The sequence below is a fragment of the Pseudomonas sp. LBUM1655 genome, from assembly GCF_059716085.1.
Map to the genome: position 1 here is coordinate 5,322,949 of NZ_CP166801.1, position 26,822 is coordinate 5,349,770.

Here is a 26,822-nt window from a genome sequence, read left to right on the forward strand (position 1 = left end):
TCTCACTTACTGTATTTGTCGCCACATGATACGACGGCTACCGCCGCCGCCCTTTTCTACAACGATCGTGATGTTGCCACTGGAGTCGGTCACTCCCTTGCGCTTCCCGTCACTGGAGATGAAGTTCACCGTCGGATTGCCGCCAGTGAATATCACACCGCTGGAGATCGTGTCATTGCTGTCGACCAGGCCGTCGGAATTGGTGTCGATCACGGCGTAGTTGAGCATCTTACCGCTGAACGCATCGAGTTCGACCAGTTTGCCCGTACCGAGACTCGCACAGGGGTCTGTGGTGTCGACACTCGCGGTGGTGAAGACGATACGGCCAAGCACGATATTCGCTTGATTGATGACTCGCTCGCCGGTCAGCACGTTGTTATACACAAGCGGCAGGTACCAGCCCTTCTCCCCCGGATAGGTCGTGTCATTCTGCGTTGTGGTCAGGAATTGCCCGGAGCTGCCGGAGAATGAACCGGTTATCGCCTGTGGCTGCAAACTGCTGACGGTGAGCTGTCCCGAGCCGCCATCGGCATCCCACACCGAATAGAACGCCTGCAAATCCTTGTTGGTCTTGTCGGCTGTTTCGTTGAATTTACCGGTGCCGACGAAGATCTGTTTGCCGCCCAGCGAATTGTCCGCCAGCAGTGGCTGCGCGGTGATCGGCTGAGTCGCGCCGCCCGCCGTGGTGAACAGCGGTTTGCCGGAAAACGCCACGCCCCAGCTGTCCGTCGACGTGGCACTCAGATCAAACTTCCACAACCGCCCTTTCAAGTCACCGCCGTAAGCAGCCTGCACCACATTTTGCGAATTGACCTTGAGCTTCACCGACGACAGACCGTTGGTGGTTTCTGAACTGTCGATCACGATTTTCTTGATCAGCGAGCCATCGCGCACATCCAGCACGTACAACGCTGCCACGCCGGAGTTGCTGCCGTAGCCGTTGGAAATGAACGCCGCCCAGCGACCATCGGCCAAGCGTGCCACTTCCGGCCGCGCGTAGGCATAACCCAGATCATTAAAAACGTTGGAGGTGTTTGCTGTCGTTGGCGCACTGACTTCCCAAAGTGCGCGTAAAACATTACCGGCCGACGCGTCGAACAGTTGCAGCGCGTAGAACGTCTTGCCACCGGCACCGGTGCCACCGATGGCAAGAGTCTTCCAGGCGCTGTTGAGTTGGGCGTCAAACACCCCGACCTGGCCGTCGACCAGAAACTTATGGCTGACACCATTGATGTAGGTCGGATCGGCAATCAGCCGCAGAGACGGCAAAACACTGGACGGCATGTAAGCGTAACGTCGAGTGCCGTTGGCCGAGTTGATGACGTTGACGAATCCGTCATTGGCATTCACCACCAGACTGGTATTCATGTTCGCTGCTTTGGTCGCCAGGTAAGTGCTGTAGGTGGTGTCGCCCGACAGATCGGAGGCGGTCTTGTCCGTTGGCGATGCCAGCACCAGTGGCGAGTTGATGATGTCGCCCAACAAGACGCTGCGGACCTTCAGCCCGGTTTTGTTGGTGCCCTTGCTCCACTCCACCAGATCGATACCCGTGATGCCGGTGGGCAGGCCTTGGCTGAGCGTCGTCTGTTGCGCTGCGGAAAAGTTACCGTATGCCAGTGTCACAGCAGCGTTGCTGGAAGTGTTCCACGATTGATAAGTCGGTGCGGTGGCACCCGGCACAATGGTCGTGTCAGTGCTCCAGATTGCAGTAGACGTGTTCAGCGCCCCCGCCGATGTGAAGCCAAAAGACTTGATAGTGCCGCGCCAATCCTTGGGGTCATAGGTGGTCTGAAAGAAATTGCTGTTACTGCTCAAGGTGGTTCCGCTAACGACACCGGCGCCGCCAGAACCGGCCTTGGAGGTGATATCGCTCAGAGCCGATGACAAGGCGGCGTTGAGGCCTGTGTCGTCAGTCGCCTGATAGTACTTGCCCTGCCCGTAACTCGCCGCATCAGAGAGCATGTCGTTGTCAGCAGCGAAACCCACGGTGTAGGTGTTCATGTTCTGTTTGGGAAAATCCACTGCGTTCCAGCTCTTGCCCGCCGCATCATTGCCGGTCGAACGCATGTCGATATCGAAAGCGAACTTGGCGATATCGTCCAGATACAGCGTGTTGCCCTCGCTGTCGCCATTGAGGTTATTGCCGTCATTGTTGACGCCGTCCCAGTTCGGCAAGCGGTTGCCGCCCAGCGGGTCGTTGCTCGGGAAGGTACGGTCAAAGGTGGGCAAACCGTCGGTAATCACCACGCCATAATTCTTCTGACAACGGTATTGGATCGGGCTGGTGTAAGTATTCGGCGTGTTGTTGTAATACGGCGCCATGCCGCGCATGTAGCGGGTGATTTCGTAATAGGTTTCCGCCAATGGCGTGTTGGCCACGGCACTCAGATTGTTAATGGCTGAAATAAGCGCGTTGTAGTTGGTATCGGCCTGGCCCTGGGTCACGCTGCCGGAAACCGGTGACATGTCGGTGATGGTGCGGGCGATGTATCCGCCATTGCCCGAGTTGTTGTTGGTGGCCGGGTTGAATGTCGACAGACCGATGCGCAACGTCCTGTTGCTTGTGACCAGTGCCGTGGAGACGTTGCGCGCAACGTTGATGCGGTAATCGTTGGGAATCGCCCCATTGGTGAAGTCGCGGGTGCCGTTGTTGATCGCAAGACTGACCACGTAGGCAATGTAATCCCCTGAGTAACGCGTGTTGCCGTTGCCCACCGGGTCCGGCAGTTTCAGACACAGCGGCGCCAGGCTGTTGTTGTAGAACGCATACGCCCCACCGGAGCATCCGGAGGTTGGAAGGCTCGATAAAAACACGGTATCGCCGGTAATCGCTGGCGCATTCAGGGCCGAGCACAACCCGAGGAATGCATTGCACTCCCGGGCCGGCGTTCGGTCTTCGGTGGGATCGAATCCCGCTGCATAAATGATGCTGTTCATACTCCCCGAGTCATCGATCAGCAGCATGACGTTCGGCGCCACTGCCGCAGCGCTCAGCAGCGGCGAATCGGACGGCGTAAATGCATAGGCAGGCGCCGTCAGATAGAAACTCAGCAACATACCGATCAGCAGCGATTTGTAGCGTTCAATACTTCGCATAGACACTCTCCACCACGCTACGCGAAGTGCCGACGATCCCGACAGCGGTCACTCGATACAGCGTCGCCGAGGTGTTGCTCGGCACATTCACCGCGGTCAGCGTCGTGCCGATGTTCTGCACGCCATAGAACCCGCTCCCGGCGGCGATCCAGGTCACGCCGGACGCCGAATTGAGCCCTGCGGCACTGACCACCGATGACTCCGCAGGCGGCGCACATTGCGTCGTGCCGCTGCATACGGCCAACGAATAACTGTCCAGTTGCACCGCACTCTCGCCGACCCGCAACGCCGCTTCGGCGGTCTGGAACGACTGGTTGCGCAGGCTCACGCTGCCGGCCATTTTCTCCTGCAGGTTGGCACTCTGCATCGACGACAGGCCAATCACTGTGAGCAACAAAAGAAACACCAGACTGACCAGCAACACCATGCCGCGCTGGGTCTGACGTTGATGGAGAGAAATCCTCATCGCCCAGACCCTCACTGCAAGCGGTTGCGCAAAGCGGCAACCACGTTGAAGGTTTGATTGGCGACCCGACTGTTCGGATCGTTGAGAGTCAGGCTAAGGCGCACACTGCGAATACGCGCCGGATCGCTGGGGTTGGTGCTGTAAGTCGAGGCGGCTACATCAGTCGCGGAACTGGCCAGACCGAACGTCACGTTAAAGGCACTGACGTTGTTAACCAGCACCTGCTGGGTCGGTGTGCCGCTGCCGGTGCCCATCAGGATCTGGTTGTTGCTGAAGCTGTAGACAAGACGCCGGATCGGGAAAGCGATTTGTCCGCTCGCCGCGCTGCGTAACCCGGTATAGGCCGTCGCGCTGTTGCGGCAATCGGAGACCACAGTCCAGGTGGGAGTGCCACCAGCGCTGCCGACGTCAGCGGTCACCAGCGTCAACTTGAGATTGGCGTTGTCCCAACTGATCGGCGTGATCTGCGCGGCGCTGAAGTCACCGGCGGAGCTTGAATCCGTGATCGTGCCCAGACAACCGAACATTCCGACCATGCGCAGTTCCTGAATCATTTTGCTCAGCACAAAGCGTGCGTCTTCCTGCATGGCGGCAGCACTGTTCTGGCTGACGTAGGTATTTTTCGCAGCGAGGAAAGTTTGCACCACTCCCAGCACCACGATCAGCCCGAGCGCCAGGGCGATGAGCATTTCGATAAGGCCGAAACCGCGGTTATGGCGCTTCATGGCGTGGCCACCGGATCTACCGTGGCGCGACTGGTCAGGACAAAGCTGCGCGCAGTGCCGGCGGCATTCGCTGCACGTGAGTCACTCCAGTTGATTGTGATCGTGTACACCCGCTGATTGCGGGCGATCGTGCCGGTGGCGGTCGGCCCGCCGAAGTTGACGATGTTGGTAGTGAAGTCGTAGAGGTCCTGATCCCGGGCAACACTGAGGTTTCCTGACGTCGGGGGCGTGACGGTGTAGTCGGCGCCGGAGTTGGCGCGGATGCGGTCCATCATGTCGTAGGCGATGAAACTGGCCTGACTGGTCATGCGTGAACTGTCGGTGTACTTCAGTGCATTCATTTGCACCGCCGCCGCACCCAACAGCCCGACCGTCAGAATCAGCAACGCGACCAACACTTCGATCAGCGTCATGCCCTGCTGAACGCCCTTGCTCCCTGGCCTCATCCGCAACTTCCACCCAATTGAATTCGTCCGTTCAAACACACGTTAAGCGTCCTGCTTTGCGTTCCCAGCGTGTAGCTGATGACCACCGCCGTCGAGGGTGCGGCCAGACCGCCAAGGTTGTTGAAATCCAGCGCGGTCACTCCAAAGGTTAGCGTCAGAGTTGCGCCGCTGCTCATCGCCGGAACAACCCGCAACACATTGGCCGGATTGCCAGTACTGTCGTAGACCGACAGTTCGCCGGTCCAGACGCTGCCGCCAGCCGTCGGTCGCAGCCGCGTCGTCACGCCTCGATCAATCGCTTCAAGACGGGCGAAATTGATGGCCCGTTGCAGGTCGCCCATTTCGGTATCGGCCTTGCTGCCTTGTATCGAACGGGTGAACGCAGGCACCGCCAGGGTGATCAGGATCACGAATATCGCGACCGCGACCAGCAACTCGATCAGCGTGAAACCTTTTGTACGATGATCCATCGATGCCCTCCGTTGCCGTCGGCTATACCTGCTTGTACACGCTAGAACATTCAACCGGACTCTGTCGGTTGATTTGCCCTGCCCGGCGCACGGAGCGCGCCGCTCATCACACTCCATGGAGGGAGTTTTCATGTCGCAACAGGGTTTCAGCCTGATTGAACTGCTTATGGGACTGGCGATTGGCGCAATTGTTCTGCTGCTGGTCAGCCCGGCGTTTGCCACACTTACGGAATCGAATCATCGCGATCAGGCCGCGCAGGCTTTGCTCGACGGTATTCGCAACGCCCGCACAATGGCGATCACGCGCAATCAAAGCGTGGTGATTCACGGCATCAACGGTGACTGGAGTCAGGGCTGGCGGATCATTCTGGATATCAGCGGCAAGGGGCCGGAAGACAGCAGCAATCCACTTATGATGGAAAATGCGCGTGACGCGGGGGTGCCGATTGTCGGCAATTGGTTGGTCAGTCGTTACGTGCGGTTCAGCAGTCTTGGACAACCACTGATGCCCGGGCGGGCGTTTCAGGCAGGAACATTACATATTTGCTCGACTCGCGAGCCGGTCAGCCAGCGTCAAGTGGTGCTGGCGGCGACCGGTCGAGTGCGCCTGGGCAGGGAGAAGACTGAACAGGCGCTGTGTCAAAAAGTCAAAAGCGTCAGATCGAACGCACGCGCAACTCTTTAGGCATCGAGAACGTGATGTTCTCTTCGCGGCCGGCGAGTTCATCGGCACCGGTAGCGCCCCAGGCCTGCAATTGCTGAATCACGCCACGCACCAGAACTTCCGGCGCGGAAGCACCGGCGGTGATGCCAATACGCTCGACGCCATCGAACCAGCTCTTTTGCATGTCTTCGGCGCCGTCGATCAGGTAGGCCGGCGTGGCCATGCGTTCAGCCAGCTCACGCAAGCGGTTGGAGTTGGAGCTGTTCGGGCTGCCGACCACCAGCACCACGTCGCATTCGTCGGCCAGTTGCTTGACCGCATCCTGACGGTTTTGCGTGGCGTAGCAGATGTCGTCCTTGCGCGGGCCGCCGATGGCCGGAAAACGTGTGCGCAGGGCGTCGATAACACGACTGGTGTCGTCCATCGACAGGGTGGTCTGGGTGACGAACGCCAATCTTTCTGGATCGTTCACCTGCAATTCGGCCACATCTTTCTCGTCCTCGACGAGGTAGATGGCGCCGCCATTGCTGGCGTCGTACTGACCCATGGTGCCTTCGACTTCCGGGTGACCGGCGTGGCCAATGAGGATGCATTCACGACCGTCGCGGCTGTATTTCGCGACTTCGATATGCACTTTGGTCACCAGCGGGCAGGTGGCGTCAAAGACTTTCAGGCCACGGCCAGCGGCTTCGGTACGCACAGCCTGGGATACGCCGTGGGCACTGAAGATCACGATGACGTCGTCCGGCACCTGATCCAGTTCTTCGACGAAGATGGCGCCACGGCTGCGCAGGTCTTCGACCACGAACTTGTTGTGCACCACTTCATGGCGCACGTAGATCGGCGGCCCGAAGACTTCAAGGGCGCGGTTGACGATTTCGATCGCCCGGTCCACACCGGCACAGAAGCCACGGGGGTTGGCGAGTTTGATTTGCATGCTGTGCCTCGTGTCTTGCGCGCGAAAAAACAATGAATTTCAAAACTGTAGGAGCGAGCCTGCTCGCGATGGCGCAGTGTCAATCAACATCAACCTTGAATGTCAGGCACTCATCGCGAGCAGGCTCACTCCTACATTTTTTACAGCGCTTTGACGTTGATGATCTCGACGTCAAAGGTCAGCGTCTTGCCAGACAGCGGGTGGTTGAAGTCGATGGTCACTTGCGCGTCGTCGAATTCTTTCACCACACCCGGCAGCTCAGTATTGGCTGCATCGTTGAAGATCACCAGCAAACCCGGCGACAGTTCCATGTCTGCAAACTGTGAACGCGGGATAACCTGTACGTTCTGCGGGTTCGGCTGGCCGAAAGCGTTTTCCGGCTCAACCGTCAGCGTGCGCTTGTCGCCAGCCTTGAAGCCGAACAGCGCGGCTTCGAAACCCGGCAGCAGGTTGCCGTCGCCGACCTTGAACGTCGCTGGGGCCTTGTCGAAGGTGCTGTCGACCGTGTCGCCGTTCTCCAGGCGCAATGCAAAGTGCAAGGTGACTTCCGTGTTCTGGCCGATGCGTTGCTCAGCCAATACCTGTTCAGTCATGAACGGTTTCTCCGGTTTTCTTACTTTTGAACATATCCAGTGCGAGCATCACCGCACCAACGGTGATGGCGCTGTCGGCGAAGTTGAACGCCGGGAAGTACCAGCGGTTTTGCCAGTGCACCAGAATGAAGTCGATCACATGGCCCAGGGCAATGCGGTCATACAAATTGCCCAGCGCACCGCCCAGCACCAGCGCCAGAGCGACGGCCAGCCAGGTTTCGTTGCGGCCCAGACGCTTGAGCCAGACCACCAGCACCGCACTGACAACAATGGCGATCAAAGCGAACAGCCAGCGCTGCCAGCCAGAGCTGTCAGCCAGGAAGCTGAACGCAGCGCCGGTGTTGTAAGCCAGGGTCCAGCTGAAGTAATCGGGAATGATCACGATCTGCTGGAACATTTCGAGCTTGTCTTCGAAGTAGAACTTGCTGGCCTGGTCGATGACCAGAACCAGCAAACTCAACCAGAGCCAGCTCAACCGTCCGAAACGGCCAACGGCATTAGGCATAGTCACGAACCTCGCCAGCGCCGCTGATGTTGTCGACGCAACGACCGCAGATTTCCGGATGCTCCGGGTTCACGCCGACGTCTTCGCGGCAGTGCCAGCAACGGGCGCATTTCGCGAAGGCAGACTTGACGATCTTCAGCTTCAGGCCGCTGACTTCGGTGGCTACGGCATCGACCGGAGCCTGCACGAAAGGCGCAACGCTTGCGGTCGAAGTGATCAGGACAAAGCGCAGTTCGTTGCTCAGTTTAGCCAGATCGGCGCTCAGCGCCTCTTCGGCGAACAGCGTCACTTCGGCTTGCAGGTTGCCACCGACGGCTTTGGCCGCGCGCTGGATTTCCATTTCTTTGTTGACCGCAACCTTCACTTCCATGATGCGATCCCAGTACTCACGACCCAGCTCGAAGCCTTCTGGCAGCTCGGTCAGACCTTCGTACCAAGTGTTGAGCATCACCGATTCGTTGCGCTCGCCCGGCAGGTATTGCCACAACTCGTCGGCGGTGAACGCAAGGATCGGTGCGATCCAGCGCACCAGCGCTTCGGAGATGTGGAACAGCGCAGTTTGCGCCGAGCGGCGCGCCTTGCTGTCGGCGCCGGTGGTGTACTGGCGATCCTTGATGATGTCGAGGTAGAAACCACCCAGCTCCTGCACGCAGAAGTTGTGGATCTTCGAGTAGACGTTCCAGAAACGGTATTCGCCGTAGTGCTCTTGCAGCTCGCGTTGCAGCAGCAGGGTGCGATCCACCGCCCAGCGATCCAGCGCGAGCATTTCTTCAGCCGGCAGCAGGTCGGTGGCCGGATTGAAACCGGTCAGGTTGGAAAGCAGGAAGCGCGCGGTGTTACGGATACGACGATAGGCGTCCGCACTGCGTTGCAGGATCTGCTCGGACACGGCCATCTCGCCGGAGTAGTCCGTCGAAGCGACCCACAGACGCATGATATCGGCGCCCAGGGTGTCGTTGACTTTCTGCGGTGCGATCACGTTGCCCAGCGATTTGGACATCTTGCGGCCGGACTCATCGACGGTGAAGCCGTGAGTCAGCAATTCGCGGTACGGCGCGTGGTTGTCAATGGCGCAACCAGTCAGCAAGGACGAATGGAACCATCCACGGTGTTGGTCGGAACCTTCCAGGTACAAGTCGGCGCGCGGGCCGGTCTCGTGGCCCATCGGGTGCGAACCGCGCAGGACGTGCCAGTGCGTGGTACCCGAGTCGAACCAGACGTCGAGGGTGTCGCTGATCTTGTCGTATTGCGGCGCTTCATCGCCCAGCAATTCGGCGGCGTCGAGCTTGAACCAGGCTTCGATGCCTTCGACTTCAACGCGCTTGGCGACTTCTTCCATCAGTTCGACGGTGCGTGGGTGCAGCTCGCCGCTTTCCTTGTTCAGGAAGAACGGGATCGGCACGCCCCAGTTGCGCTGACGGGAGATGCACCAGTCCGGACGATTGGCGATCATCGAGTGCAGGCGCGCCTGGCCCCAGGCCGGGACGAACTTGGTGTCTTCAATGGCTTTGAGCGAGCGCACACGCAGGGTGTCGCCGCTGGTTGGCTCTTTATCCATGCCGATGAACCACTGCGCGGTGGCACGGTAGATCAGCGGAGTTTTGTGACGCCAGCAGTGCATGTAGCTGTGTTCGATGACGGTGGTGTGCAGCAGCGCACCGACTTCGGTCAGTTTGTCGACGATGGCCGGGTTGGCCTTCCAGATGAACTGACCGCCGAAGAATTCCAGCGACGGCACATAAACGCCGTTGCTCTGCACCGGATTCAGGATGTCGTCGTTGACCATGCCGTACTTCTTGCAGGTCACGAAGTCGTCCACGCCGTAGGCCGGGGCGGAGTGAACCACACCGGTGCCAGCGCCCAGCTCGACGTAGTCGGCCAGATACACCGGCGACAGACGGTCGTAGAACGGGTGACGGAAGTTGATCAGTTCCAGCTCTTTACCGGTAGTGGTCGCGATGACCGAGCCTTCCAGGCTGTAACGAGCGAGGCAGGCTTCGACCAGTTCTTCAGCCAGCACCAGCAGCTTGTCGCCGACGTCGACCAGGGCGTAGTTGAATTCCGGATGAACGTTCAGCGCCTGGTTGGCCGGGATAGTCCACGGGGTGGTGGTCCAGATCACGATCGAGGCAGGCTTGCTCAGGGACGGCAGACCGAACGCGGCAGCCAGTTTGGCTTCGTCAGCGATCGGGAACGCTACGTCGATGGTCGAGGACTTCTTGTTCTCGTACTCGACTTCCGCTTCAGCCAGAGCCGAACCGCAGTCGAAGCACCAGTTCACAGGCTTCAAGCCCTTGAACACGAAACCGCCCTTGACGATTTCGGCGAGGGCGCGGATTTCACCGGCCTCGTTCTTGAAGTCCATGGTTTTGTAAGGGTTGGCGAAGTCGCCCAGCACGCCGAGGCGGATGAACTCGGTCTTCTGCCCTTCGATCTGCTCGGTAGCGTAGGCACGGCACAGTTCGCGGGTCTTGTCCGCGCCCAGGTTCTTGCCGTGGGTCACTTCAACCTTGTGCTCGATCGGCAGGCCGTGGCAGTCCCAACCCGGAATGTACGGCGCATCGAAACCCGAAAGGGTTTTCGAGCGGATGATCATGTCCTTGAGAATCTTGTTCAGAGCGTGACCGATGTGGATCGTGCCGTTGGCATACGGAGGGCCGTCGTGCAGAACGAACTTCGGACGATCCTTGCCAATCTCGCGCAACTTTCCGTACAGGCCAATACTGTCCCAGCGCTGCAGGATCTGCGGTTCGCGCTGTGGCAGGCCGGCCTTCATTGGGAAGGCGGTGTCCGGAAGGTTTAGCGTGGCTTTATAGTCGGTCATTTAAGGCTCTTCATTAGCGATGGGCGCTAGGTGCGGCTAGTGCACGGGCGGTGGCGACATCCGCATTGATCGCCGTTTTCAGCGCCTCCAGGGAGGCGAAACGCTGCTCTTCACGCAGCTTTTGGTGGAAAACCACCGTCAAACGCCGGTCATACAGATCGCCGGCAAAATCTAAAAGATGGACTTCAAGGTGGGCCTTGCCATCACCCTGCACCGTGGGCCGCACGCCAATATTGGCGACGCCGGGCCAGGTCTTGCCGTCGATATCGACATCCACCAGATACACCCCGGTAAACGGCACGCGACGACGCTTGAGTTGAATATTGGCAGTGGGCGTCCCCAGTTGCCGGGCCAGTTTCTGGCCATGCAGCACGCGACCGGCGATGCGGTACGGGCGGCCGAGCAACCGTTCGGCCAAGGCAAAATCGGCGGCGGCCAACGCGTTGCGCACCTGGGTGCTGCTGACGCGAATGCCGTCCAGCTCGACGGTTTGCGCAGCTTCCACGCTAAACCCGTGAACCTGCCCGGCCTGCAGCAGGAAATCGAAATCACCGAGGCGGTCGCAGCCGAAGCGGAAGTCGTCACCGACCTCCAGATGCTGCACGCCGAGGCCGTCTACCAGAATGGTGTCGACGAACTCACTGGCGCTGAGCTTGCTCAGACGCTGGTTGAAGGCCAGGCACAAGACCCGGTCAACACCTTCGGCCGCCAGCAGTTGCAGTTTGTCGCGCAACCGGGCCAGACGTGCCGGCGCGGTCTCGGGTGCAAAGAACTCCCGTGGCTGCGGCTCGAAAATCACCACGCAGCTGGGTACGCCCAACTCGAGCGCACGCTCACGCAGCCGGGCCAGGATAGCCTGGTGACCACGGTGAACACCGTCAAAGTTGCCAATAGTGGCGACGCAGCCCCGATGCTGGGGGCGCAAGTTGTGGAGGCCTCGAACCAGCTGCATAACGCGCTTCTTGCTCATAAAGTGGCCGATTATAACCACACCCGGCGGCAGACGACAGGCAACACCGTAACGCAAAGTGATCGAGCCGACAAAACTGCCGGCCCGTGCCCGTTTATAAGGGGTAAAACCTCAGCTCAAGGCCTTGCGATTGAAGTCGCGCAGACGGAAACCGAGCAGCAGCAGCATACCGAAATACGAAACCACGCCCGCCGCGACCAAAGCGCCCAGACGCAGGAAGCGTTCCAGCATGTGCCCCTGATCCCAGGCCGGCATGAAATGCATGCCGACCAACAACACCACCGACATCACCGCCACGGCCACAACCAGCTTGAAGCCGAACTTCGCCCAACCAGGCTGCGGCTGGTACATCTGCTGTTTGCGCAGTTGATAGAACAGCAAACCGGCGTTCAGACAGGCACCTGCACTGATGGCCAACGCCAGCCCGGCGTGGGCCAACGGGCCGATCAACACCAGGTTGAACAGTTGAGTAACCACCAGCGTGAAGATTGCGATTTTCACCGGAGTGCGGATGTTCTGTTGCGCGTAAAAGCCCGGCGCCAGCACTTTGATCACGATAATCCCGAGAAGGCCGACAGAATAGGCAATCAATGCGCGCTGAGTCATCTCGGCATCAAAGCCACTGAACTGGCCGTACTGGAACAGCGAAACGGTCAATGGCTCGGCGAGAATTCCCAGCGCCAGCGAGCACGGCAGCACCAGCACGAAGCACAGGCGCAGGCCCCAGTCGAGAATGCGCGAATACTCGTGGCGATCCTTGCTGGCGTAGGTTTTGGCCAGAGTCGGCAACAGAATCGTGCCCAGCGCGACGCCCAGTACGCCGGATGGCAACTCCATCAAGCGGTCGGCGTAGTACATCCACGACACCGAACCTGCGACCAGAAACGAGGCAAAGATGGTGTTGATGATCAGCGAAATCTGGCTCACCGAGACACCAAGGATCGCCGGCAGCATCTGCTTCATCACACGCCAGACACCGGTGTCGCGCAGATTCAGGCGCGGCAGCACCAGCATGCCGATCTTTTTCAGGTGTGGCAGTTGATAGAGCAATTGCGCCAGACCACCGACCAGCACCGCCCAGCCAAGGGCCATGACCGGTGGATCGAAGTACGGCGTGAGGAACAGCGAAAACACGATCATGCTGACGTTGAGCAATGTCGGCACAAAGGCTGGCACCGAGAAACGGTTCCAGGTATTGAGAATTGCCCCGGCCAGCGACGACAGGGAGATCAGCAATATATAAGGGAAGGTCACCCGCAACAGATCAGAGGTGAGCTGGAATTTTTCCGGTGTATCTGTGAAACCGGGGGCTGTAGCCCAGATTACCCAAGGCGCAGCGATCATGCCCAAGGCCGTTACCACGGCCAATACCAGGGTCAACAGACCCGATACGTAGGCAATAAAGGTTCGAGTCGCCTCCTCGCCCTGCTGGCTTTTGTATTCGGCCAAAATCGGCACAAATGCCTGAGAGAACGCGCCTTCGGCAAAAATTCGCCGCAGCAGATTGGGCAGTTTGAAGGCGATAAAGAAGGCGTCAGTCGCCATTCCGGCGCCGAATGTGCGAGCGATGAGCGTGTCACGAACAAATCCCAAAATACGGGAAAGCATCGTGATAGAGCTGACGGCGGCCAACGATTTGAGCAGATTCATTGAGGAAATCAGGGCCTTTCGATAAACAGCAGGCGAACAATGCGCCTACTTGTGCGATACTCCGCGCCGCAACAGCACAGAGCCAAAGCTCGCGAGTTTACAGGTCAAGCGCCGGAAATAAATATCCCGCCTCTTTATACCTACCACTTAGCGGAACGATTGAAGTGCCCTTGACAAGACATCTCTTCATCGGCATGATTCGCGGCCTATTTTGTTTGCTATTTCCTAAAAAGTCTTTCGAGGAGCTCGACGGTGGCCAACTCACCTTCCGCCAAAAAACGTGCAAAACAGGCTGAGAAGCGTCGCAGCCACAACGCCAGCCTGCGTTCCATGGTTCGTACCTACATCAAGAATGTAGTTAAGGCCATCGACGCAAAAGACGCTGAAAAAGCTCAAGCTGCATACGTTCTGGCTGTGCCAGTTATCGACCGCATGGCCGATAAAGGCATCATCCACAAGAACAAGGCTGCTCGTCATAAGAGCCGTCTGAATGGCCACGTCAAGGCACTGAAAGAAGCTGCCTAAGCGACGTAGTCATTAAAAAACCGACCTCAGGGTCGGTTTTTTATTGCCTGCGATTTGGTGAATGCAGAGCAAAAAAATGTGGGAGCTGGCTCCCACATGGATTTTCTTGCCTTATTGCTGAACCGGCACCCACGGCAGGATCGGAATCGCCGTCACCGCATTCTGCGGACTGCCCTCGATCAAGCGGTCGCTGTAGACCAGGTACACCAACGTATTGCGCTTCTTGTCGAGAAAACGCACCACCTGCATGGTCTTGAACACCAGTGACGTGCGCTCCTTGAACACCTCGTCACCATCTTTCAGCTCACCTTTGAAATTGATCGGACCGACCTGACGGCAAGCGATCGAGGCTTCGGCGCGATCCTCGGCCAGACCCAGACCACCCTTCACACCACCCGTCTTGGCGCGCGACAGATAACAGGTCACACCTTCCACCTTCGGATCATCAAAGGCCTCGACCACGATCCGGTCGTTCGGCCCGACAAACTTGAACACCGTCGACACCTGACCGATTTCCTCGGCCGAGGCCAGCAATGGCAACGCAATCAGCAGACCCAACAATCCTTTTGCTACACGCATCGAGCTTTCCTCAAACCAGAATCAGATTGTCACGGTGAACCAGTTCCGGCTCAGCCATGTAACCCAGCAAACCGACAATCGCATCCGACGACTGTCCGATAATTTTTTGTGCTTCCAGCGCACTGTAGTTGGCCAGACCACGAGCGATCTCACGACCGTCCGGCGCCACGCAAACCACCATTTCCCCGCGACGGAAACTGCCCTGCACCAGTTTGACGCCCACCGGCAGAAGGCTCTTGTTGCCCTGTGACAACGCCGACACCGCACCATCATCCAGCACTAAGGTGCCGCGGGTCTGCAGATGCCCGGCCAGCCACTGCTTGCGTGCAGCCAGCATGCCGCGCTCAGGCGACAGCAAGGTGCCGATACGCTCGCCAGCTTTAAGACGATCAAGCACCCGCTCAAGCCGCCCACCGACGATGATGGTGTGGGCACCTGAGCGCGCCGCCAGCCGCGCCGCGCGCAATTTGGTCTGCATACCGCCGCGCCCCAGCGCACCGCCAGTGCCGCCCGCCACCGCATCCAGACTCGGATCATCGGCACGCGCCTCGTAGATCATCTGCGCATCGGGATTGTTGCGCGGATCAGCGTCGAACATGCCATCGCGATCCGTCAGGATCACCAACAGATCCGCCTCGACCAGGTTGGCCACCAGCGCCGCCAGCGTATCGTTGTCACCGAAACGAATTTCATCAGTGACTACAGTGTCGTTTTCGTTGATCACCGGGATGACTTTCAGCTCGACCAGCGCACGCAAGGTACTGCGGGCGTTCAGGTAGCGCTTGCGATCGGACAGGTCGTCATGGGTCAGGAGAATCTGCGCCGTGTGTCGGCCATGCTCGGCGAAGCTCGACTCCCACGCCTGCACCAAGCCCATCTGACCGATCGCAGCGGCCGCCTGGAGCTCATGCATCGCACTGGGTCGTGCGGTCCAGCCCAAACGACTCATGCCGGCCGCCACCGCCCCAGAGGACACCAGCACCAACTCGACGCCGGCCTCATGCAAGGCCACCATCTGCTCAACCCAGACACTCATTGCCGCACGATCCAACCCTTTGCCATCAGCTGTCAGCAAAGCGCTGCCGATCTTCACGACCCAACGCTGCGCACCTGTCACCTTGCTCCGCATCATCTTCAACCTTAGCTTGAGGACAGCGCGACCCAGCGCTGCCCGTGACGTTATTCGTGGCTGTTCCTGACCAACGATCGATTTCCAGATACTAAAACGCCGCTCGATTGAGCGGCGCTTAAGTTTACTGCAACGAATCAGTCACGCACGTAAATGATTTCCGGACCGTCTTCGTCATCCACATCTTCTTCATCCCAGTCATCGTCACCGATGTCGTGGACCGACTTCACGCCGCTGCGACGCAGGGCACGCTTGTCGTCCAGCGCCTGCAATTGCGCACGCGCTTCGTCTTCGATGCGCTGATCCAGATCGGCCAGCTCTTCCTTGTAAGCCGGGTCGGCAGCAAGGCGATCGGCGCGATCTTCCATGTAACGCATGATGTCGTGGCAAAGACGCTCGGTGCCGATCTTGGCGATGGCCGAGATAACGTAAACCGGACCAGTCCACTCCAGGCGATCAACGATTTCCTTGACGCGAGCATCGTGATCTTCCTCAAGGATCTGGTCGCACTTGTTCAGCACCAGCCAGCGATCACGCTCAGCCAGGGACGGGCTGAATTTGATCAGCTCGTTGACGATCACTTCCGCCGCATCCGGAGCGCTGGAGTCATCCAGCGGCGCCATGTCGACGAGATGCAGCAGCAGACGCGTGCGCGCCAAGTGCTTGAGGAAACGAATACCCAGACCGGCACCGTCAGAAGCACCTTCGATCAAGCCCGGAATATCGGCAACGACGAAGCTCTTCCAGCGATCGACACTGACCACACCCAGGTTCGGCACCAGCGTGGTGAACGGGTAGTCGGCAACTTTCGGCTTGGCCGCCGAAACCGAACGGATAAAAGTACTTTTACCGGCGTTCGGCAAGCCCAGCAGACCGACGTCGGCCAGCACTTTCATTTCCAGCTTCAGGTCGCGCTGCTCACCCGGCTTACCCGGAGTGGTCTGACGCGGCGCACGGTTGGTACTGGATTTGAAACGGGTGTTGCCCAGACCGTGCCAGCCACCCTGCACAACCATCAACTTCTGACCAGCCTTGGTCAGGTCGCCAATGACTTCCTGGGTGGCGGAGTCGATCACCGTGGTACCGACCGGCACGCGCAGGATCAGATCCTCACCTTTTTTGCCGGTGCAGTCGGTACTGCCGCCGTTGGAGCCACGCTCGGCATCGAAGTGCCGGGTGTAACGGTAGTCCACCAGGGTATTGAGGTTTTCGTCGGCCATCATGTAGATGGAACCGCCATCACCGCCATCACCACCGTTCGGCCCACCGTTTTCGATGAATTTTTCCCGACGGAAACTCATGGCACCATTGCCGCCGTCACCAGCCTTTACGCGAATCGATACTTCATCAACAAACTTCATAACCAACGCCTCTCGCCATACGGACGAGCCGAAAAACAATCAAGACATAAGACTCTTGCAAAAATGAGCGCAGCGACCCCAATACACGACCTGCATCGCACGCCGACAGCCCATACAAACAGTTTTGCAAGAGACTCACCCCACAAACGAAAAAGCCCCGTCGCAAGACAGGGCTCTTCCAGCGATTGCGCAATTAAGCTGCGACAACGCTCACGTAACGGCGGTTGAACGCGCCTTTTACTTCAAACTTGATCACGCCTTCGATTTTCGCGAAGAGGGTGTGATCTTTACCCATGCCAACACCGTAACCGGCGTGGAATTGGGTGCCGCGCTGACGCACGATGATGTTGCCCGGAATGATTTTCTGGCCGCCATACATCTTGACGCCAAGGCGTTTGGCTTCTGAGTCGCGACCGTTACGGGTACTACCACCAGCTTTTTTGTGTGCCATGAGTTCAATTCTCCTAGTGAGGAATTAGGCTGAAATTAAGCCTGAATACCGGTGATTTTGATCTCGGTGTACCACTGGCGGTGGCCCATACGCTTCATGTGGTGCTTACGACGACGGAACTTGATGATGCGGACTTTATCGTGACGACCTTGGGAGATCACTTCAGCCACAACAGTAGCGCCAGCAACAACTGGAGCGCCGATATTCACGTCGTCGCCATTAGCAACCAACAGAACGCGATCAAAGGTAACGGATTCGCCGGTAGCGATTTCCAGTTTTTCGATCTTCAGGTATTCACCTGGGGCGACCTTGTATTGCTTGCCGCCAGTAACGATTACTGCATAAGACATGGTATTTCTCCGATAATCCTGCTCACCCAGCTCTTTATAAGAAGAGGTATTGGCTGGCATGGCTGCATGAGGCTGGAAGGCCTGCTTGCAATTGCGTAAGGCAGGTGCTGCCCAGGAAGTTCAGGGTGCGCGATTGTACGCAAGGCGCGGCAGGCTTGCAAGTAGCCGTCCATCGCGCCTTGACAGGTCTGGACGGGGGTCCTAGCATGCCGCGCAACCCTTCTGGAGCGACTCTCGCTGATGCAACCCCAAGCTTTCTACCGCGCGGTGGCGGACGATTTTAGCGCCGTCGACGGCATCATCAAGAAGCAGCTGACTTCCCGAGTGCCGCTGGTATCGAAAATCGGCGACTACATCACGTCGGCCGGCGGCAAACGTCTGCGTCCTTTATTAGTGTTGCTGTGTGGCAAGGCCTTGGGTCGCGAAGGCGACGACATGCGCCTGCTGGCGGCGACCATCGAATTCCTGCACACCGCCACCCTGCTGCATGACGACGTCGTCGACATGTCCGGCATGCGTCGTGGCCGTTCAACCGCCAACGCCATGTGGGGCAACGCCCCGAGCGTGCTGGTTGGCGATTTCCTGTACTCGCGCTCGTTCGAAATGATGGTCGAACTGGGCTCGATGCCGGTGATGAAGATTCTGTCCCAGGCCACGCGCATCATCGCCGAAGGCGAAGTATTGCAACTGTCCAAGGTGCGCGACGCCAGCACCACCGAAGAAACCTACATGGAAGTCATCCGCGGCAAGACCGCGATGCTCTTTGAAGCTTCGACCCACAGCGCCGCCGCGTTGGCCGGTGCCACCGCCGAGCAGAGCGAAGCCCTGCGCACCTTCGGTGATCACCTGGGCGTGGCGTTCCAACTGGTCGACGACCTGCTCGACTACAAGGGCGACGCCGAAACCCTGGGCAAGAACGTCGGTGACGATCTGGCCGAAGGCAAACCGACTCTGCCGCTGATCTTCACCATGCGCGAAGGCACGCCTGAGCAGGCTGCACTGGTGCGCCAGGCGATCCAGAAGGGCGGGATCGAAGATCTGGAAAGCATCCGCGTCGCCGTGGAAGCGTCCGGTTCGCTGGAGTACACCGCGCAACTGGCCCGTGATTACGTGGCCCGTGCGATCAAGTGCCTCGATGCGCTGCCGGCCAGCGAGTACCGCGATGCACTGGTTGAACTGAGTGAGTTTGCGGTCGCGCGCACGCATTGATTCTGCCGCATCACCAAAAGCCGCAGCCTTCCCCGAAGCCTGCGGCTTTTTGTTGCCTGCCCTCTCACGGCAAAAACCTTATACAATGTGCGACTTTTAGCGAACCACATCCTCAAGGAGCCTTAGTGAGCACGCTGCCACCCTGCCCGAAATGCAATTCCGAATACACCTATGAAGACGGTGCCCAACTGATCTGCCCGGAGTGCGCCCACGAGTGGTCTGCCAATGGCGAAGCCGAAGTGGCCTCTGACGATGCAGTGAAGAAGGATTCGGTCGGTAACGTCCTGCAGGACGGCGACACCATCACCGTGATCAAGGACCTGAAGGTCAAGGGCACGTCGCTGGTGGTCAAGGTCGGCACCAAGGTCAAGAACATCCGCTTGTGCGATGGCGACCACGATATCGACTGCAAGATCGACGGCATCGGCCCGATGAAACTCAAATCCGAGTTCGTCAGAAAAGTCTGAGCCTGCTGTCATCCATCCCGCGCCAGCCGTGGGATGGAGCTCCACCCTCCTCGCTTTCCCCCAGAAAAACCACGCAATAGCTAAACGCCAGCCGTTTTGACCTTACGCAATCTTTACCCGTAAAAACTCGCAACATGCCAATAGGCGCTTGCTATTTGACGAATAAGAATTATTCTCATTGAAACCCTTTCAAGGAGATTAGAACCATGACTTATTTGATCGACGCCTGGCTGGATCGCCCACACCCTTATCTGAGAATCCTGCATCGGGAAACCGGGGAAGTCTGCGCAGTGCTGGAAGAAGAGGCCCTGCATGAGCTGCAGGATCAAGGGGATCTGGACGTCAGCAGCCTGAATTCCAGCGAGCCGCTGGTGCTCAAGGAGCTCGTGCGCAATCTGTTTCTGTTCTGCTATGCCCGGGCCTTGCGCCCGACCAATGAGCTGCATCACAAGATCGAAATATGAGCAGTACCACAAAAAATTGTGGGAGCCAGATTACTGGCGATGGCATCAACGCGGTCCTGAAAGAAAACCCCGTCGCACCATCGCCAGCAGGCTGGCTCCCACATTAGCCCATCACAAGGACAGGCTAGGTCTTACAGAACGTCGAGCAGTTCGACGTCGAACACCAGAACGCTGTGCGGCGGGATGCTGCCAACGCCTTGAGCGCCGTAAGCCAGTTCGCTCGGCACGTACAGACGCCACTTGCTGCCGGCATTCATCAGTTGCAGAGCTTCGGTCCAGCCGGCAATCACGCCGCCAACCGGGAATTCTGCAGGCTGGCCGCGCTCGTAGGAGCTGTCGAACACAGTGCCGTCGATCAGGGTGCCGTGGTAGTGAGTACGCACTTGATCTTCACGGGTAGGCTTGGCGCCTTCGCCCTGAGTCAGCACTTCGAATTGCAGGCCGGACGCCAGAGTGGTGATGCCGTCACGCTTGGCGTTCTCAGCCAGGAATGCCAGGCCTTCGCCCGCAGCGGCTTCAGCTTTGGCAGCGGCTTCGGCTTGCATGATCTCGCGGATCACTTTGAAGCTGGCGGACATTTCTTCCTGACCCACACGGCTTGGCTTGCCGGCGAAGGCGTCGGTCAGACCGGCCAGGATGGCGTCCAGGCTGACACCCGGTGGCGGGTTGTCGCGCAGCTGGTCACCCAGCTGACGGCCGATGCCGTAGCTGACGCGGGTTTCATCGGTGGACAGATTTACTTCGGACATGACACTGCTCCGCTGTGCGGACGACCTCAAGACTTGCCGTGCGAACACAGCGCGTCCCGGCGCGCCCGGAACCAAAAAGGGCGAGCAGACTAGCACAGATGCCCCGTCGGTTGGGGCACGGGGTCTACAGGGCGGAGCGCCAGGCAATCGGCAATTTCAGGCTCTCTTCAATGCTGGCACTTAGTCCACACATTTCATCATGCACCGAGGTGTGGACGAGGTTGAACGGCAGCACCGGAAAGTTATGCAGCAAATCTCGTGCATGCTCCACCGAACGCAGCGTCAGCATGTTGCCCTTGAGATTGCTCAACGGATACGCCGCCCCATGCATCCGCGCTTCCAGCAGATAAATCCCGCCTTCCATGGAGATCAGATTCAGCTCATCTACTTTTTTGGCGATAGCAAACGCATTCAACTCTTGCAGGTTCATGAACACACCTCACGCAGTGGCGAGCCAAGACCTCTACAGGGATATGCCCGCACGCCCCAAAGCACAAGCCACAAACGACACCGCCCGTCTGTTTCGCAACAGACGGGCGGTGTTTTTGTGTTGCGAGGGGGGGATCGCTACGCGATCCAGCGGGAGCAAGCTCCCTCGCCACAATGATCAGTGCTTGGTGAGCTTGTCGAGGTAACCCATGGCAAACGCCGAGATCACAAAGGTCATGTGGATGATCACGTACCACATCAGGTGCTCGGGATCGACGTTCTTGGCGTCCATGAAGATCCGCAGCAGGTGGATCGAGGAGATCGCCACGATCGAGGCCGCCACTTTCATCTTCAGCGACGAAGAGTCCATGGTTCCGAGCCAGCTGAGTTTTTCCTTGCCTTCGTCGATGTTCAGTTCGGAAACGAAGTTCTCGTAGCCGGAAATCATCACCATCACCAGCAGGCCACCCACCAGCGCCATGTCGATCAGCGACAGCAGCACCAGAATCAGCTCCGACTCGGCCATCGAGAACACGTTGGGCAGGATGTGGAAAACTTCCTGGAAAAATTTCAGCGCCAACGCCAGCAGCCCGAGTGACAACCCGATGTAGATCGGCGCCAGCAGCCAACGCGAGGCGTACATTGCATTTTCGATAAAGCGTTCCATTGAATCTCACACAAGGGGGGTTGTAATGGGTGGCGAGTATACCAGCCACCTGTGACAGCCAGAAACCGCCCGGAAATCCGCCACCTGCGTGTGTGTGACAAGGTTTTTCTGCTAGTGTCCAAATCATTGACAGCCCAGCGACAGTGGACAGGACGAGTGGAAATGGATCTGCGATTGCCGATAACGACTGCCGGAATTTGCTTCGCCATGCTACTCGGCGGTTGCTCACCCGGCGACGACAAGCAGGCTGCCAGCCTTGAAGAAAAGACCACAAAGTTCGAACAGTCACTGGATGCCATCACCGATCCGAAGCTCAAGGACGCCATCACCGAGCTTGGCGGTTCGCTGCTGCTGCTTGAGCGCGCAAAACAGAAACTCGACAGCAATCCGGCAAAAACCGAATACGGCGAAGACGCCCTCGGCGTGCTAAAGCATTACCCGACCCCGCAGAGCCTTGTCGATACCTTCATCAATGGCCTGTTCGTACTGCACAAGGACGCCAGTTCCGATTACCTCACGGATCTGCAACCGGTCTTCCCCTTCAACCTGAACATTCCCGGCGGCTTCCTGTTTCCCCATAGTGTGGAATGGCAGTCGGTAACGCTGAGCAACAAGCGCGTCATTGCTTATCAACCCGAGTGGTCGGAAACCGATCCCGGCATTCAGTTGAGCCCGTCCAGCTCCAACGTCACCAACCCCGATGACCTGACGGTGACCTACCCATTCATAGACGGCCTGAATGTGGACAAGAAAACCCAGCCGCAACCAGTGAGCCTGCAAGGCCAGGTCGAAGTCATTGCGCCGCGACGTTTGTACAGTTTCGACCTGACGCAAAAGGACGTTGGCCAGATCCGCACCAACGACAACCTCAGCGTCAAACTGCTCAAGCTTGAAAAGAACTACGCGCAAGTAGAGTTCAGCAACAGCCTGCCATTGGCACCGGAAGTCGCAGACGCCCAGCTCAATCCACTGATCGTTCAAGCACGCGATATCAGCGGGCAATATTTGATGCGTGCCGGCTCGATCAACGAAAGTCCGGAGCAGGTTGCCTTCTACGAAAAACAACTGGCTCAGTTGCAACAGCAGAAAAGCTGGAGCGACACCCTGGAAAAACAGCTCAGTAACGATCAGCAAGCTTTTGAGCAACAACACCCCAAGCGCTACAACAAGGTTTACTTCAACGGCCCGATCGAAACCCTGGAAGTCAGCGTGCTCGACTTCTCATCGGCCACCGTGACCCGCAAAAACCTGGATCTGCCTATTCGTGCGTTCAATCAGCACACCACGGAAAAAGCCATTCAACCGCTGGATCTGCCCGTGGTGGTGTATGACGATCTGGCGGTGAACTGGCTCAAAGGCGCAAGCCTGACCGAAGACCAATTGAAGGCCGGCATCCGTATTCATCAATCGGTGGAAGACCCCAGTGCGGCGCGTATCGAGTTTTCCCATCGACGTACCTTCAACGACGAATTGCTCGGTGACGACTTCAGCCCCGGCGTCAGCCCGGTGACGTTCTTCACCGAAAAGCGCAGCGGCAAACTTGATGAGCCAATCGAACTGCCGCCCGAGGCTTATCAGGTCGACCCGTTGCGGGCGACGATTACCTATGATCTGAATCTGTTCCCGGAAACCCCGGCGATTGCCGTCGGTTCGATGCCGTTGTTTCTCGCCACGGTCGACAAAAAATCCTACGACGCCAAGTCTTTACCCAAAGGCCTGGAGATCAAAAACAACACCCTGGCGGTGGATCTGAAACTGTTTCCTGCGAACGAATGGCGGTTCTTCGTCAAGGACGACAGCGGCAACTATCTGAAGCAGATCCTCTCGGTCAGCCATGATGCGAGCGCAGAAGGCCCAGCGTTGTTCGGCGTGCACTACTTCTACGGCCGACCAACCCACGTCGAAACCTTCCAGCGAACCGACCTCGCCACCGTGCAATACGGCTTTGAGGTCAAACTCGACAAGTCGCAGGCACCCGCCCCTGCGCCTTAACTGTTGAGGCTACGTCCTCGCCCGCCGTTGATCTGCCGAAGCTGGGCTTGCAGGTGCAGGCTCCAGATTTGCGGATCGTCGGCCAATTCGTAGCCGTGCAGGGTCAGACTTTCGACGATGGTATCGAGGATCGACTCGGCAGCGACCGGGCCGTGAAACGGGCCTTGGGCTTTGATGGCAGAGGGTTGTTCGCCGGCCATGCCGGCAGCGAAGAGCAGCGTCCACATGCCAGTATCGCCGGCCAACGGCTTGATGGCGCACTCGATACGGGTCACGAGACCCAGGCATTGACGGGTGAGGCAGAGGTTGCGCGACATGGCGGCGACCCTCGGTGAAGCCGGTATTCAGCCCTCACGGGAGGACTGGCTCGATCCAGTGATACTGTCGATATCCTTGAGCTGAGAATAGAAGAAAAGTTCGCCGCGCAAGCTTTATGGAACCAGAAGGCGCCGAATGGTCATTGTGTGAATATTGGCGCCAGAGTGATGGCACTTTTCCCGAAGATCGACACAAAACAAATGTAGGAGTGAGCCTGCTCGCGATCATGGTGTGTCAGTTGATGGAAATGTCGACTGATACACCGTGATCGCGAGCAGGCTCGCTCCTACAGTTTTAACCGTGTAATGGCTTACGCCGGTTTGGCTTCTGCCAATGCCTCCTGCGCCAGTTCCTTCTCGGCCTCTTTCAGATCTTCTTCACTGATCATCTCGGCAATCACGCGCAGACGCTCAACCACCCGCGCGTTGACGCTGCCTTCAGGGAATTGACCGTCAGCATCCGGTTCACCGGCCGGCTCGCCGACCAGCAGGCTCAACGCCTCGTCGGCCTGACGCACTGCGTAAACGTGGAACTGCCCGGCGCGCACCGCCGCCAGCACTTTCTCGTCGAGCATCAACGTGGCGACGTTGGCCTGCGGAATGATCGCACCCTGCTCGCCGGTCAGCCCGCGCGCTTCGCAGAGGCGGAAGAAGCCTTCGATTTTCTCGTTGACCCCGCCAACTGCCTGCACCTCGCCGAACTGGTTGATCGAGCCGGTGATCGCAAAGCACTGCTTGAGCGGGGTTTTCGACAGCGCCGAAATCAGCGTGCACGCCTCGCCCAGCGATGCACTGTCGCCATCGACGTAACCGTAGGATTGCTCCAGCGCGATACTCGCGGAAATTGCCAACGGAAATTCCTGAGCGTAACGGCTGCCCAGATACCCGGTGAGGATCATCACGCCTTTGGAGTGGATCGGCTGGCCGAGGTTGACCTCACGCTCGATGTCGACGATACCGCTGCCGCCCGGGTACACCGTGGCGGAAATCCGCGCCGGCACACCGAACGCCGAGTCACCGACTTCCAGCACGGTCAGCCCGTTGCATTTGCCGACCGCCGCGCCGTCGGTGTCGATCAGGATGATCCCGGCGAGCATGTCGTCGAGAATCCGCGCCGACACGCGACCTGTACGAGTGGCCTTGGCTTTCAGGGCACGTTCGATGTGGCCGGCATCGGTCATCTCATCGCCGGCCAGGTGACGAATGAAATCCGCTTCGCTGACCAACTGGAACAGATCGCCAATGCGCGCCGACAAGCGCCCCTGATGCTCGGCCAGACGTGCGCTGTAAGTGGCCAGACGCGCGACCGCATCGGCGGTCAGCGGCGCCATGCCTTCTTCCGACGTACGGGTTTTCAGCAACTGGGCGAATTGCTCAAGGCTCTCGTCGACCATCGGAATGTCTTCGTCGAAGTCGACCAGGACGCGGAACATCTCCTGGAAGTCCGGATCGAGGTCTTGCAGCGTGTAGTAGAGCGACCGCGCACCGATGATGATGACTTTGACCTGCAACGGAATGTGCTGCGGATTGAGGGTCACGGTGGCGAAACGACCCATCTCGCCCAGCGGTGATTCCATTTTCAGCTTGCGCGATTGCAGGGCGCGTTTAAGCGCATCCCACACGAACGGCTCGCTGAGCATTTTTTCCGCTTCAAGGATCAAGAAACCACCGTTGGCGCGGTGCAGCGCACCCGGGCGCAACTGGCGATAGGTGGTGTAGAGCGCGCCCTGATCGGTGGTGTACTCGATACGGCCAAACAGGTTTTCGTAAGTCGGGTGCGGCTCGAACACCACCGGCGCACCGCCGCTGGCCGGATGACCAACCACCAGACTCGGCGCGTATTGCTCTTCCAGCAACTTGCGCGCGACGGCGTCGGTCTTGCTGTCGTCGACCAGTTGCTCGACCACGGTTTTCAGCAGGTACACCTGCATCGCTTGCAGATAACCGCAGACAGCGGCGTTTTCCGCGTACTTCTCAGACAGCGGCGACAGCAGTGGCTGCAAGGCCAGGGTGATCGTTTCTTCGTTGAGCGAACGCAGTTGGTTGTTCGACTCACGCTTCCACTGCGGCAGGCTGGCGAGTTCTTCGTTCAGACGCTCTTCAAGGCCGGAAATATCTTCATGAAAGCGCTCGCGATCGGCCTCCGGCAACTGCGAGAACTCAGCTTCATCCAGCGCCTTGCCGTCGAGCATCGGCGTGAAGGCGATGTTGCTGCTGTCGCGGTACAGGGCGACGTCTTTTTCCAGGGCCAGACGCTCGATGATGTCGAGGGCCTTGTCGTAGCGCTGGTTGAAGGCGCGGTCGATGGCGCTTTTCTTTTGCTGGTAGGACGGGTGTTCGAACACCGCCGGGAAGGTCGCCAGCAGGTTGTCGATCAAGCCGTTGATATCACCGATGAACGCGCCGGCCGTGCCCGATGGCAGCTCCAGCACGCGGGGCTCGCGCGGTTCATCGAAATTGTTGACGTAAACCCAGTCCGCCGGGGTCTGCAGGCGTTTGCCTTCGGCTTTCAGGTAGCGTTTGACGAACGAGAAGCGACCGGTGCCGGGCTCGCCCATGACGAATACGTTGTAACCGGGGCGTGGCATGGCCACGCCGAACTGCAAGGCTTCGACCGCACGTTCCTGGCCGAGCACACCGCGAAAGGGCTCCAGATCATTGGTGGTAGTGAAGCTGAACTGTTCAGCGGAAAACGGACGGGTCAGCGCTTCGGGCGCTATACGCAGGCTGGCAGCAACAGGATCAGGCATCGGGCTTCCTTAACAATCAGGCGGGGCAGATAGCGGC

27 protein-coding genes are annotated in these 26,822 nt (G+C 58.6%); 6 read left to right on the forward strand and 21 right to left on the reverse strand.

Annotation, left to right across the window (positions count from 1 at the left end):
* Positions 1-6: 6 nt before the first annotated feature.
* Genes ACA074_RS23870 through ACA074_RS23890 form a run of 5 tightly spaced genes read right to left on the reverse strand, consistent with a single transcriptional unit; the run spans position 7 to position 5,203 of the window.
* Positions 7-3,096, reverse strand: a complete 3,090-nt coding sequence (locus tag ACA074_RS23870) for a pilus assembly protein (RefSeq protein ID WP_489879975.1) — start codon at positions 3,094-3,096, stop codon at positions 7-9.
* A complete protein-coding gene (locus ACA074_RS23875; protein WP_497677923.1) occupies positions 3,083-3,562 on the reverse strand; it encodes a pilus assembly PilX family protein in 480 nt (159 codons plus the stop codon). Before ACA074_RS23875 ends, ACA074_RS23870 begins: the two co-directional genes overlap by 14 nt.
* Positions 3,563-3,573: 11 nt before the next feature.
* A complete protein-coding gene (locus ACA074_RS23880; RefSeq protein ID WP_401268496.1) occupies positions 3,574-4,287 on the reverse strand; it encodes a PilW family protein in 714 nt (237 codons plus the stop codon).
* Entirely contained in the window at positions 4,284-4,733 is a 450-nt protein-coding gene (pilV, locus tag ACA074_RS23885; protein WP_489879972.1) for a type IV pilus modification protein PilV, read from the reverse strand. Before pilV ends, ACA074_RS23880 begins: the two co-directional genes overlap by 4 nt.
* Positions 4,730-5,203, reverse strand: a complete 474-nt coding sequence (locus ACA074_RS23890) for a GspH/FimT family pseudopilin (RefSeq protein ID WP_187679207.1) — start codon at positions 5,201-5,203, stop codon at positions 4,730-4,732. Before ACA074_RS23890 ends, pilV begins: the two co-directional genes overlap by 4 nt.
* A gap of 130 nt (positions 5,204-5,333) precedes the next feature.
* Between ACA074_RS23890 and ACA074_RS23895 the strand changes: the two genes are divergently transcribed.
* On the forward strand, positions 5,334-5,888 hold the full coding sequence (locus ACA074_RS23895) for a GspH/FimT family pseudopilin (protein ID WP_497677924.1): 555 nt from the start codon (positions 5,334-5,336) through the stop codon (positions 5,886-5,888).
* On the opposite strand, the gene ispH is transcribed toward ACA074_RS23895, so the two are convergent.
* From ispH to murJ, 6 genes are all read right to left on the reverse strand, one after another.
* Entirely contained in the window at positions 5,860-6,804 is a 945-nt protein-coding gene (gene ispH / locus ACA074_RS23900; protein WP_187679205.1) for a 4-hydroxy-3-methylbut-2-enyl diphosphate reductase, read from the reverse strand. The genes ACA074_RS23895 and ispH overlap by 29 nt on opposite strands.
* A 140-nt stretch (positions 6,805-6,944) precedes the next feature.
* Positions 6,945-7,382, reverse strand: a complete 438-nt coding sequence (gene fkpB / locus ACA074_RS23905) for an FKBP-type peptidyl-prolyl cis-trans isomerase (RefSeq protein WP_185037054.1) — start codon at positions 7,380-7,382, stop codon at positions 6,945-6,947.
* Positions 7,383-7,389: 7 nt separating this feature from the next.
* Entirely contained in the window at positions 7,390-7,902 is a 513-nt protein-coding gene (gene lspA, locus ACA074_RS23910) for a signal peptidase II (protein WP_187679204.1), read from the reverse strand.
* Complete coding sequence (ileS, locus tag ACA074_RS23915; protein WP_497677925.1) at positions 7,895-10,726, reverse strand: isoleucine--tRNA ligase; 2,832 nt, start codon at positions 10,724-10,726, stop codon at positions 7,895-7,897. The genes lspA and ileS overlap by 8 nt, the downstream gene beginning before the upstream one ends.
* Before the next feature lie 13 nt (positions 10,727-10,739).
* Positions 10,740-11,678, reverse strand: coding sequence for a bifunctional riboflavin kinase/FAD synthetase (gene ribF, locus ACA074_RS23920; RefSeq protein WP_167394884.1), 939 nt, complete (start codon positions 11,676-11,678; stop codon positions 10,740-10,742).
* Between the two features lie 129 nt (positions 11,679-11,807).
* Positions 11,808-13,346, reverse strand: coding sequence for a murein biosynthesis integral membrane protein MurJ (gene murJ / locus ACA074_RS23925; RefSeq protein WP_489879969.1), 1,539 nt, complete (start codon positions 13,344-13,346; stop codon positions 11,808-11,810).
* Positions 13,347-13,598: 252 nt separating this feature from the next.
* On the opposite strand from murJ, the gene rpsT reads away from it, so the two are divergent.
* Positions 13,599-13,871 (forward strand): 30S ribosomal protein S20, encoded by a 273-nt coding sequence (gene rpsT / locus ACA074_RS23930; RefSeq protein ID WP_003228351.1) that lies wholly within the window; start codon positions 13,599-13,601, stop codon positions 13,869-13,871.
* 111 nt (positions 13,872-13,982) lie between these two features.
* Here the strand turns inward: rpsT and ACA074_RS23935 are convergent, their stop codons facing one another.
* The 5 genes from ACA074_RS23935 to rplU form a co-directional block, all read right to left on the reverse strand.
* Entirely contained in the window at positions 13,983-14,450 is a 468-nt protein-coding gene (locus ACA074_RS23935) for a CreA family protein (RefSeq protein ID WP_401272238.1), read from the reverse strand.
* Between the two features lie 10 nt (positions 14,451-14,460).
* Positions 14,461-15,579 (reverse strand): glutamate 5-kinase, encoded by a 1,119-nt coding sequence (gene proB, locus ACA074_RS23940; protein WP_401272239.1) that lies wholly within the window; start codon positions 15,577-15,579, stop codon positions 14,461-14,463.
* A gap of 137 nt (positions 15,580-15,716) precedes the next feature.
* Entirely contained in the window at positions 15,717-16,940 is a 1,224-nt protein-coding gene (gene cgtA, locus ACA074_RS23945) for an Obg family GTPase CgtA (RefSeq protein ID WP_401272240.1), read from the reverse strand.
* Between the two features lie 193 nt (positions 16,941-17,133).
* Positions 17,134-17,391 carry a 50S ribosomal protein L27 gene (gene rpmA, locus ACA074_RS23950; RefSeq protein ID WP_003176049.1) on the reverse strand — a complete coding sequence of 86 codons (258 nt, stop codon included), beginning with the start codon at positions 17,389-17,391 and terminating at the stop codon, positions 17,134-17,136.
* Positions 17,392-17,426: 35 nt separating this feature from the next.
* The gene (gene rplU, locus ACA074_RS23955) at positions 17,427-17,741 is read right to left on the reverse strand and encodes a 50S ribosomal protein L21 (protein ID WP_003176051.1); all 315 of its coding nucleotides are present in this window, start codon (positions 17,739-17,741) and stop codon (positions 17,427-17,429) included.
* 240 nt (positions 17,742-17,981) lie between these two features.
* Here rplU and ACA074_RS23960 point away from each other — a divergent pair, with 240 nt between their 5' ends.
* From ACA074_RS23960 to ACA074_RS23970, 3 genes are all read left to right on the forward strand, one after another.
* Entirely contained in the window at positions 17,982-18,950 is a 969-nt protein-coding gene (locus tag ACA074_RS23960) for a polyprenyl synthetase family protein (protein ID WP_497677926.1), read from the forward strand.
* Between the two features lie 125 nt (positions 18,951-19,075).
* Positions 19,076-19,417 carry a zinc ribbon domain-containing protein YjdM gene (locus ACA074_RS23965; protein ID WP_003228364.1) on the forward strand — a complete coding sequence of 114 codons (342 nt, stop codon included), beginning with the start codon at positions 19,076-19,078 and terminating at the stop codon, positions 19,415-19,417.
* Positions 19,418-19,623: 206 nt separating this feature from the next.
* A complete protein-coding gene (locus ACA074_RS23970; RefSeq protein WP_003228365.1) occupies positions 19,624-19,881 on the forward strand; it encodes a PA4570 family protein in 258 nt (85 codons plus the stop codon).
* A 131-nt stretch (positions 19,882-20,012) separates the two neighbouring features.
* On the opposite strand, the gene bamJ is transcribed toward ACA074_RS23970, so the two are convergent.
* The 3 genes from bamJ to ACA074_RS23985 form a co-directional block, all read right to left on the reverse strand.
* Positions 20,013-20,630: a BamJ family beta-barrel-assembly machinery protein gene (gene bamJ, locus ACA074_RS23975; protein ID WP_039761705.1), complete on the reverse strand. Its 618-nt coding sequence runs from the start codon at positions 20,628-20,630 to the stop codon at positions 20,013-20,015.
* Positions 20,631-20,754: 124 nt separating this feature from the next.
* Positions 20,755-21,060 carry a DUF6482 family protein gene (locus ACA074_RS23980; protein ID WP_497677927.1) on the reverse strand — a complete coding sequence of 102 codons (306 nt, stop codon included), beginning with the start codon at positions 21,058-21,060 and terminating at the stop codon, positions 20,755-20,757.
* 177 nt (positions 21,061-21,237) lie between these two features.
* Entirely contained in the window at positions 21,238-21,726 is a 489-nt protein-coding gene (locus tag ACA074_RS23985) for a TIGR00645 family protein (protein ID WP_129395586.1), read from the reverse strand.
* Between the two features lie 162 nt (positions 21,727-21,888).
* Between ACA074_RS23985 and ACA074_RS23990 the strand changes: the two genes are divergently transcribed.
* On the forward strand, positions 21,889-23,718 hold the full coding sequence (locus ACA074_RS23990; RefSeq protein ID WP_497677928.1) for a hypothetical protein: 1,830 nt from the start codon (positions 21,889-21,891) through the stop codon (positions 23,716-23,718).
* On the opposite strand, the gene ACA074_RS23995 is transcribed toward ACA074_RS23990, so the two are convergent.
* Together ACA074_RS23995 and ACA074_RS24000 are read right to left on the reverse strand one after the other, a co-directional pair.
* Positions 23,715-24,035, reverse strand: coding sequence for a PA4575 family protein (locus tag ACA074_RS23995; RefSeq protein WP_095189336.1), 321 nt, complete (start codon positions 24,033-24,035; stop codon positions 23,715-23,717). The genes ACA074_RS23990 and ACA074_RS23995 overlap by 4 nt on opposite strands.
* A 311-nt stretch (positions 24,036-24,346) precedes the next feature.
* Positions 24,347-26,785 (reverse strand): Lon protease family protein, encoded by a 2,439-nt coding sequence (locus tag ACA074_RS24000; protein WP_187679194.1) that lies wholly within the window; start codon positions 26,783-26,785, stop codon positions 24,347-24,349.
* Positions 26,786-26,822 lie beyond the last annotated feature (37 nt).

Coding starts and splice junctions, on each gene's coding strand:
- ispH (WP_187679205.1), bottom strand. CDS start 6,804: ATGCAAATCAAACTCGCCAACCCCCGTGGCTTCTGTGCCGGTGTGGAC.
- ACA074_RS24000 (WP_187679194.1), bottom strand. CDS start 26,785: ATGCCTGATCCTGTTGCTGCCAGCCTGCGTATAGCGCCCGAAGCGCTG.
- ACA074_RS23980 (WP_497677927.1), bottom strand. CDS start 21,060: ATGAACCTGCAAGAGTTGAATGCGTTTGCTATCGCCAAAAAAGTAGAT.
- ileS (WP_497677925.1), bottom strand. CDS start 10,726: ATGACCGACTATAAAGCCACGCTAAACCTTCCGGACACCGCCTTCCCA.
- ACA074_RS23970 (WP_003228365.1), top strand. CDS start 19,624: ATGACTTATTTGATCGACGCCTGGCTGGATCGCCCACACCCTTATCTG.
- ACA074_RS23890 (WP_187679207.1), bottom strand. CDS start 5,203: ATGGATCATCGTACAAAAGGTTTCACGCTGATCGAGTTGCTGGTCGCG.
- ACA074_RS23985 (WP_129395586.1), bottom strand. CDS start 21,726: ATGGAACGCTTTATCGAAAATGCAATGTACGCCTCGCGTTGGCTGCTG.
- ACA074_RS23935 (WP_401272238.1), bottom strand. CDS start 14,450: ATGCGTGTAGCAAAAGGATTGTTGGGTCTGCTGATTGCGTTGCCATTG.
- ACA074_RS23995 (WP_095189336.1), bottom strand. CDS start 24,035: ATGTCGCGCAACCTCTGCCTCACCCGTCAATGCCTGGGTCTCGTGACC.
- murJ (WP_489879969.1), bottom strand. CDS start 13,346: ATGAATCTGCTCAAATCGTTGGCCGCCGTCAGCTCTATCACGATGCTT.
- ACA074_RS23960 (WP_497677926.1), top strand. CDS start 17,982: ATGCAACCCCAAGCTTTCTACCGCGCGGTGGCGGACGATTTTAGCGCC.
- rplU (WP_003176051.1), bottom strand. CDS start 17,741: ATGTCTTATGCAGTAATCGTTACTGGCGGCAAGCAATACAAGGTCGCC.
- ACA074_RS23875 (WP_497677923.1), bottom strand. CDS start 3,562: ATGAGGATTTCTCTCCATCAACGTCAGACCCAGCGCGGCATGGTGTTG.
- rpmA (WP_003176049.1), bottom strand. CDS start 17,391: ATGGCACACAAAAAAGCTGGTGGTAGTACCCGTAACGGTCGCGACTCA.
- ACA074_RS23895 (WP_497677924.1), top strand. CDS start 5,334: ATGTCGCAACAGGGTTTCAGCCTGATTGAACTGCTTATGGGACTGGCG.
- cgtA (WP_401272240.1), bottom strand. CDS start 16,940: ATGAAGTTTGTTGATGAAGTATCGATTCGCGTAAAGGCTGGTGACGGC.
- ACA074_RS23870 (WP_489879975.1), bottom strand. CDS start 3,096: ATGCGAAGTATTGAACGCTACAAATCGCTGCTGATCGGTATGTTGCTG.
- lspA (WP_187679204.1), bottom strand. CDS start 7,902: ATGCCTAATGCCGTTGGCCGTTTCGGACGGTTGAGCTGGCTCTGGTTG.
- bamJ (WP_039761705.1), bottom strand. CDS start 20,630: ATGTCCGAAGTAAATCTGTCCACCGATGAAACCCGCGTCAGCTACGGC.
- ACA074_RS23880 (WP_401268496.1), bottom strand. CDS start 4,287: ATGAAGCGCCATAACCGCGGTTTCGGCCTTATCGAAATGCTCATCGCC.
- ribF (WP_167394884.1), bottom strand. CDS start 11,678: ATGCAGCTGGTTCGAGGCCTCCACAACTTGCGCCCCCAGCATCGGGGC.
- proB (WP_401272239.1), bottom strand. CDS start 15,579: ATGCGGAGCAAGGTGACAGGTGCGCAGCGTTGGGTCGTGAAGATCGGC.
- ACA074_RS23990 (WP_497677928.1), top strand. CDS start 21,889: ATGGATCTGCGATTGCCGATAACGACTGCCGGAATTTGCTTCGCCATG.
- pilV (WP_489879972.1), bottom strand. CDS start 4,733: ATGAGGCCAGGGAGCAAGGGCGTTCAGCAGGGCATGACGCTGATCGAA.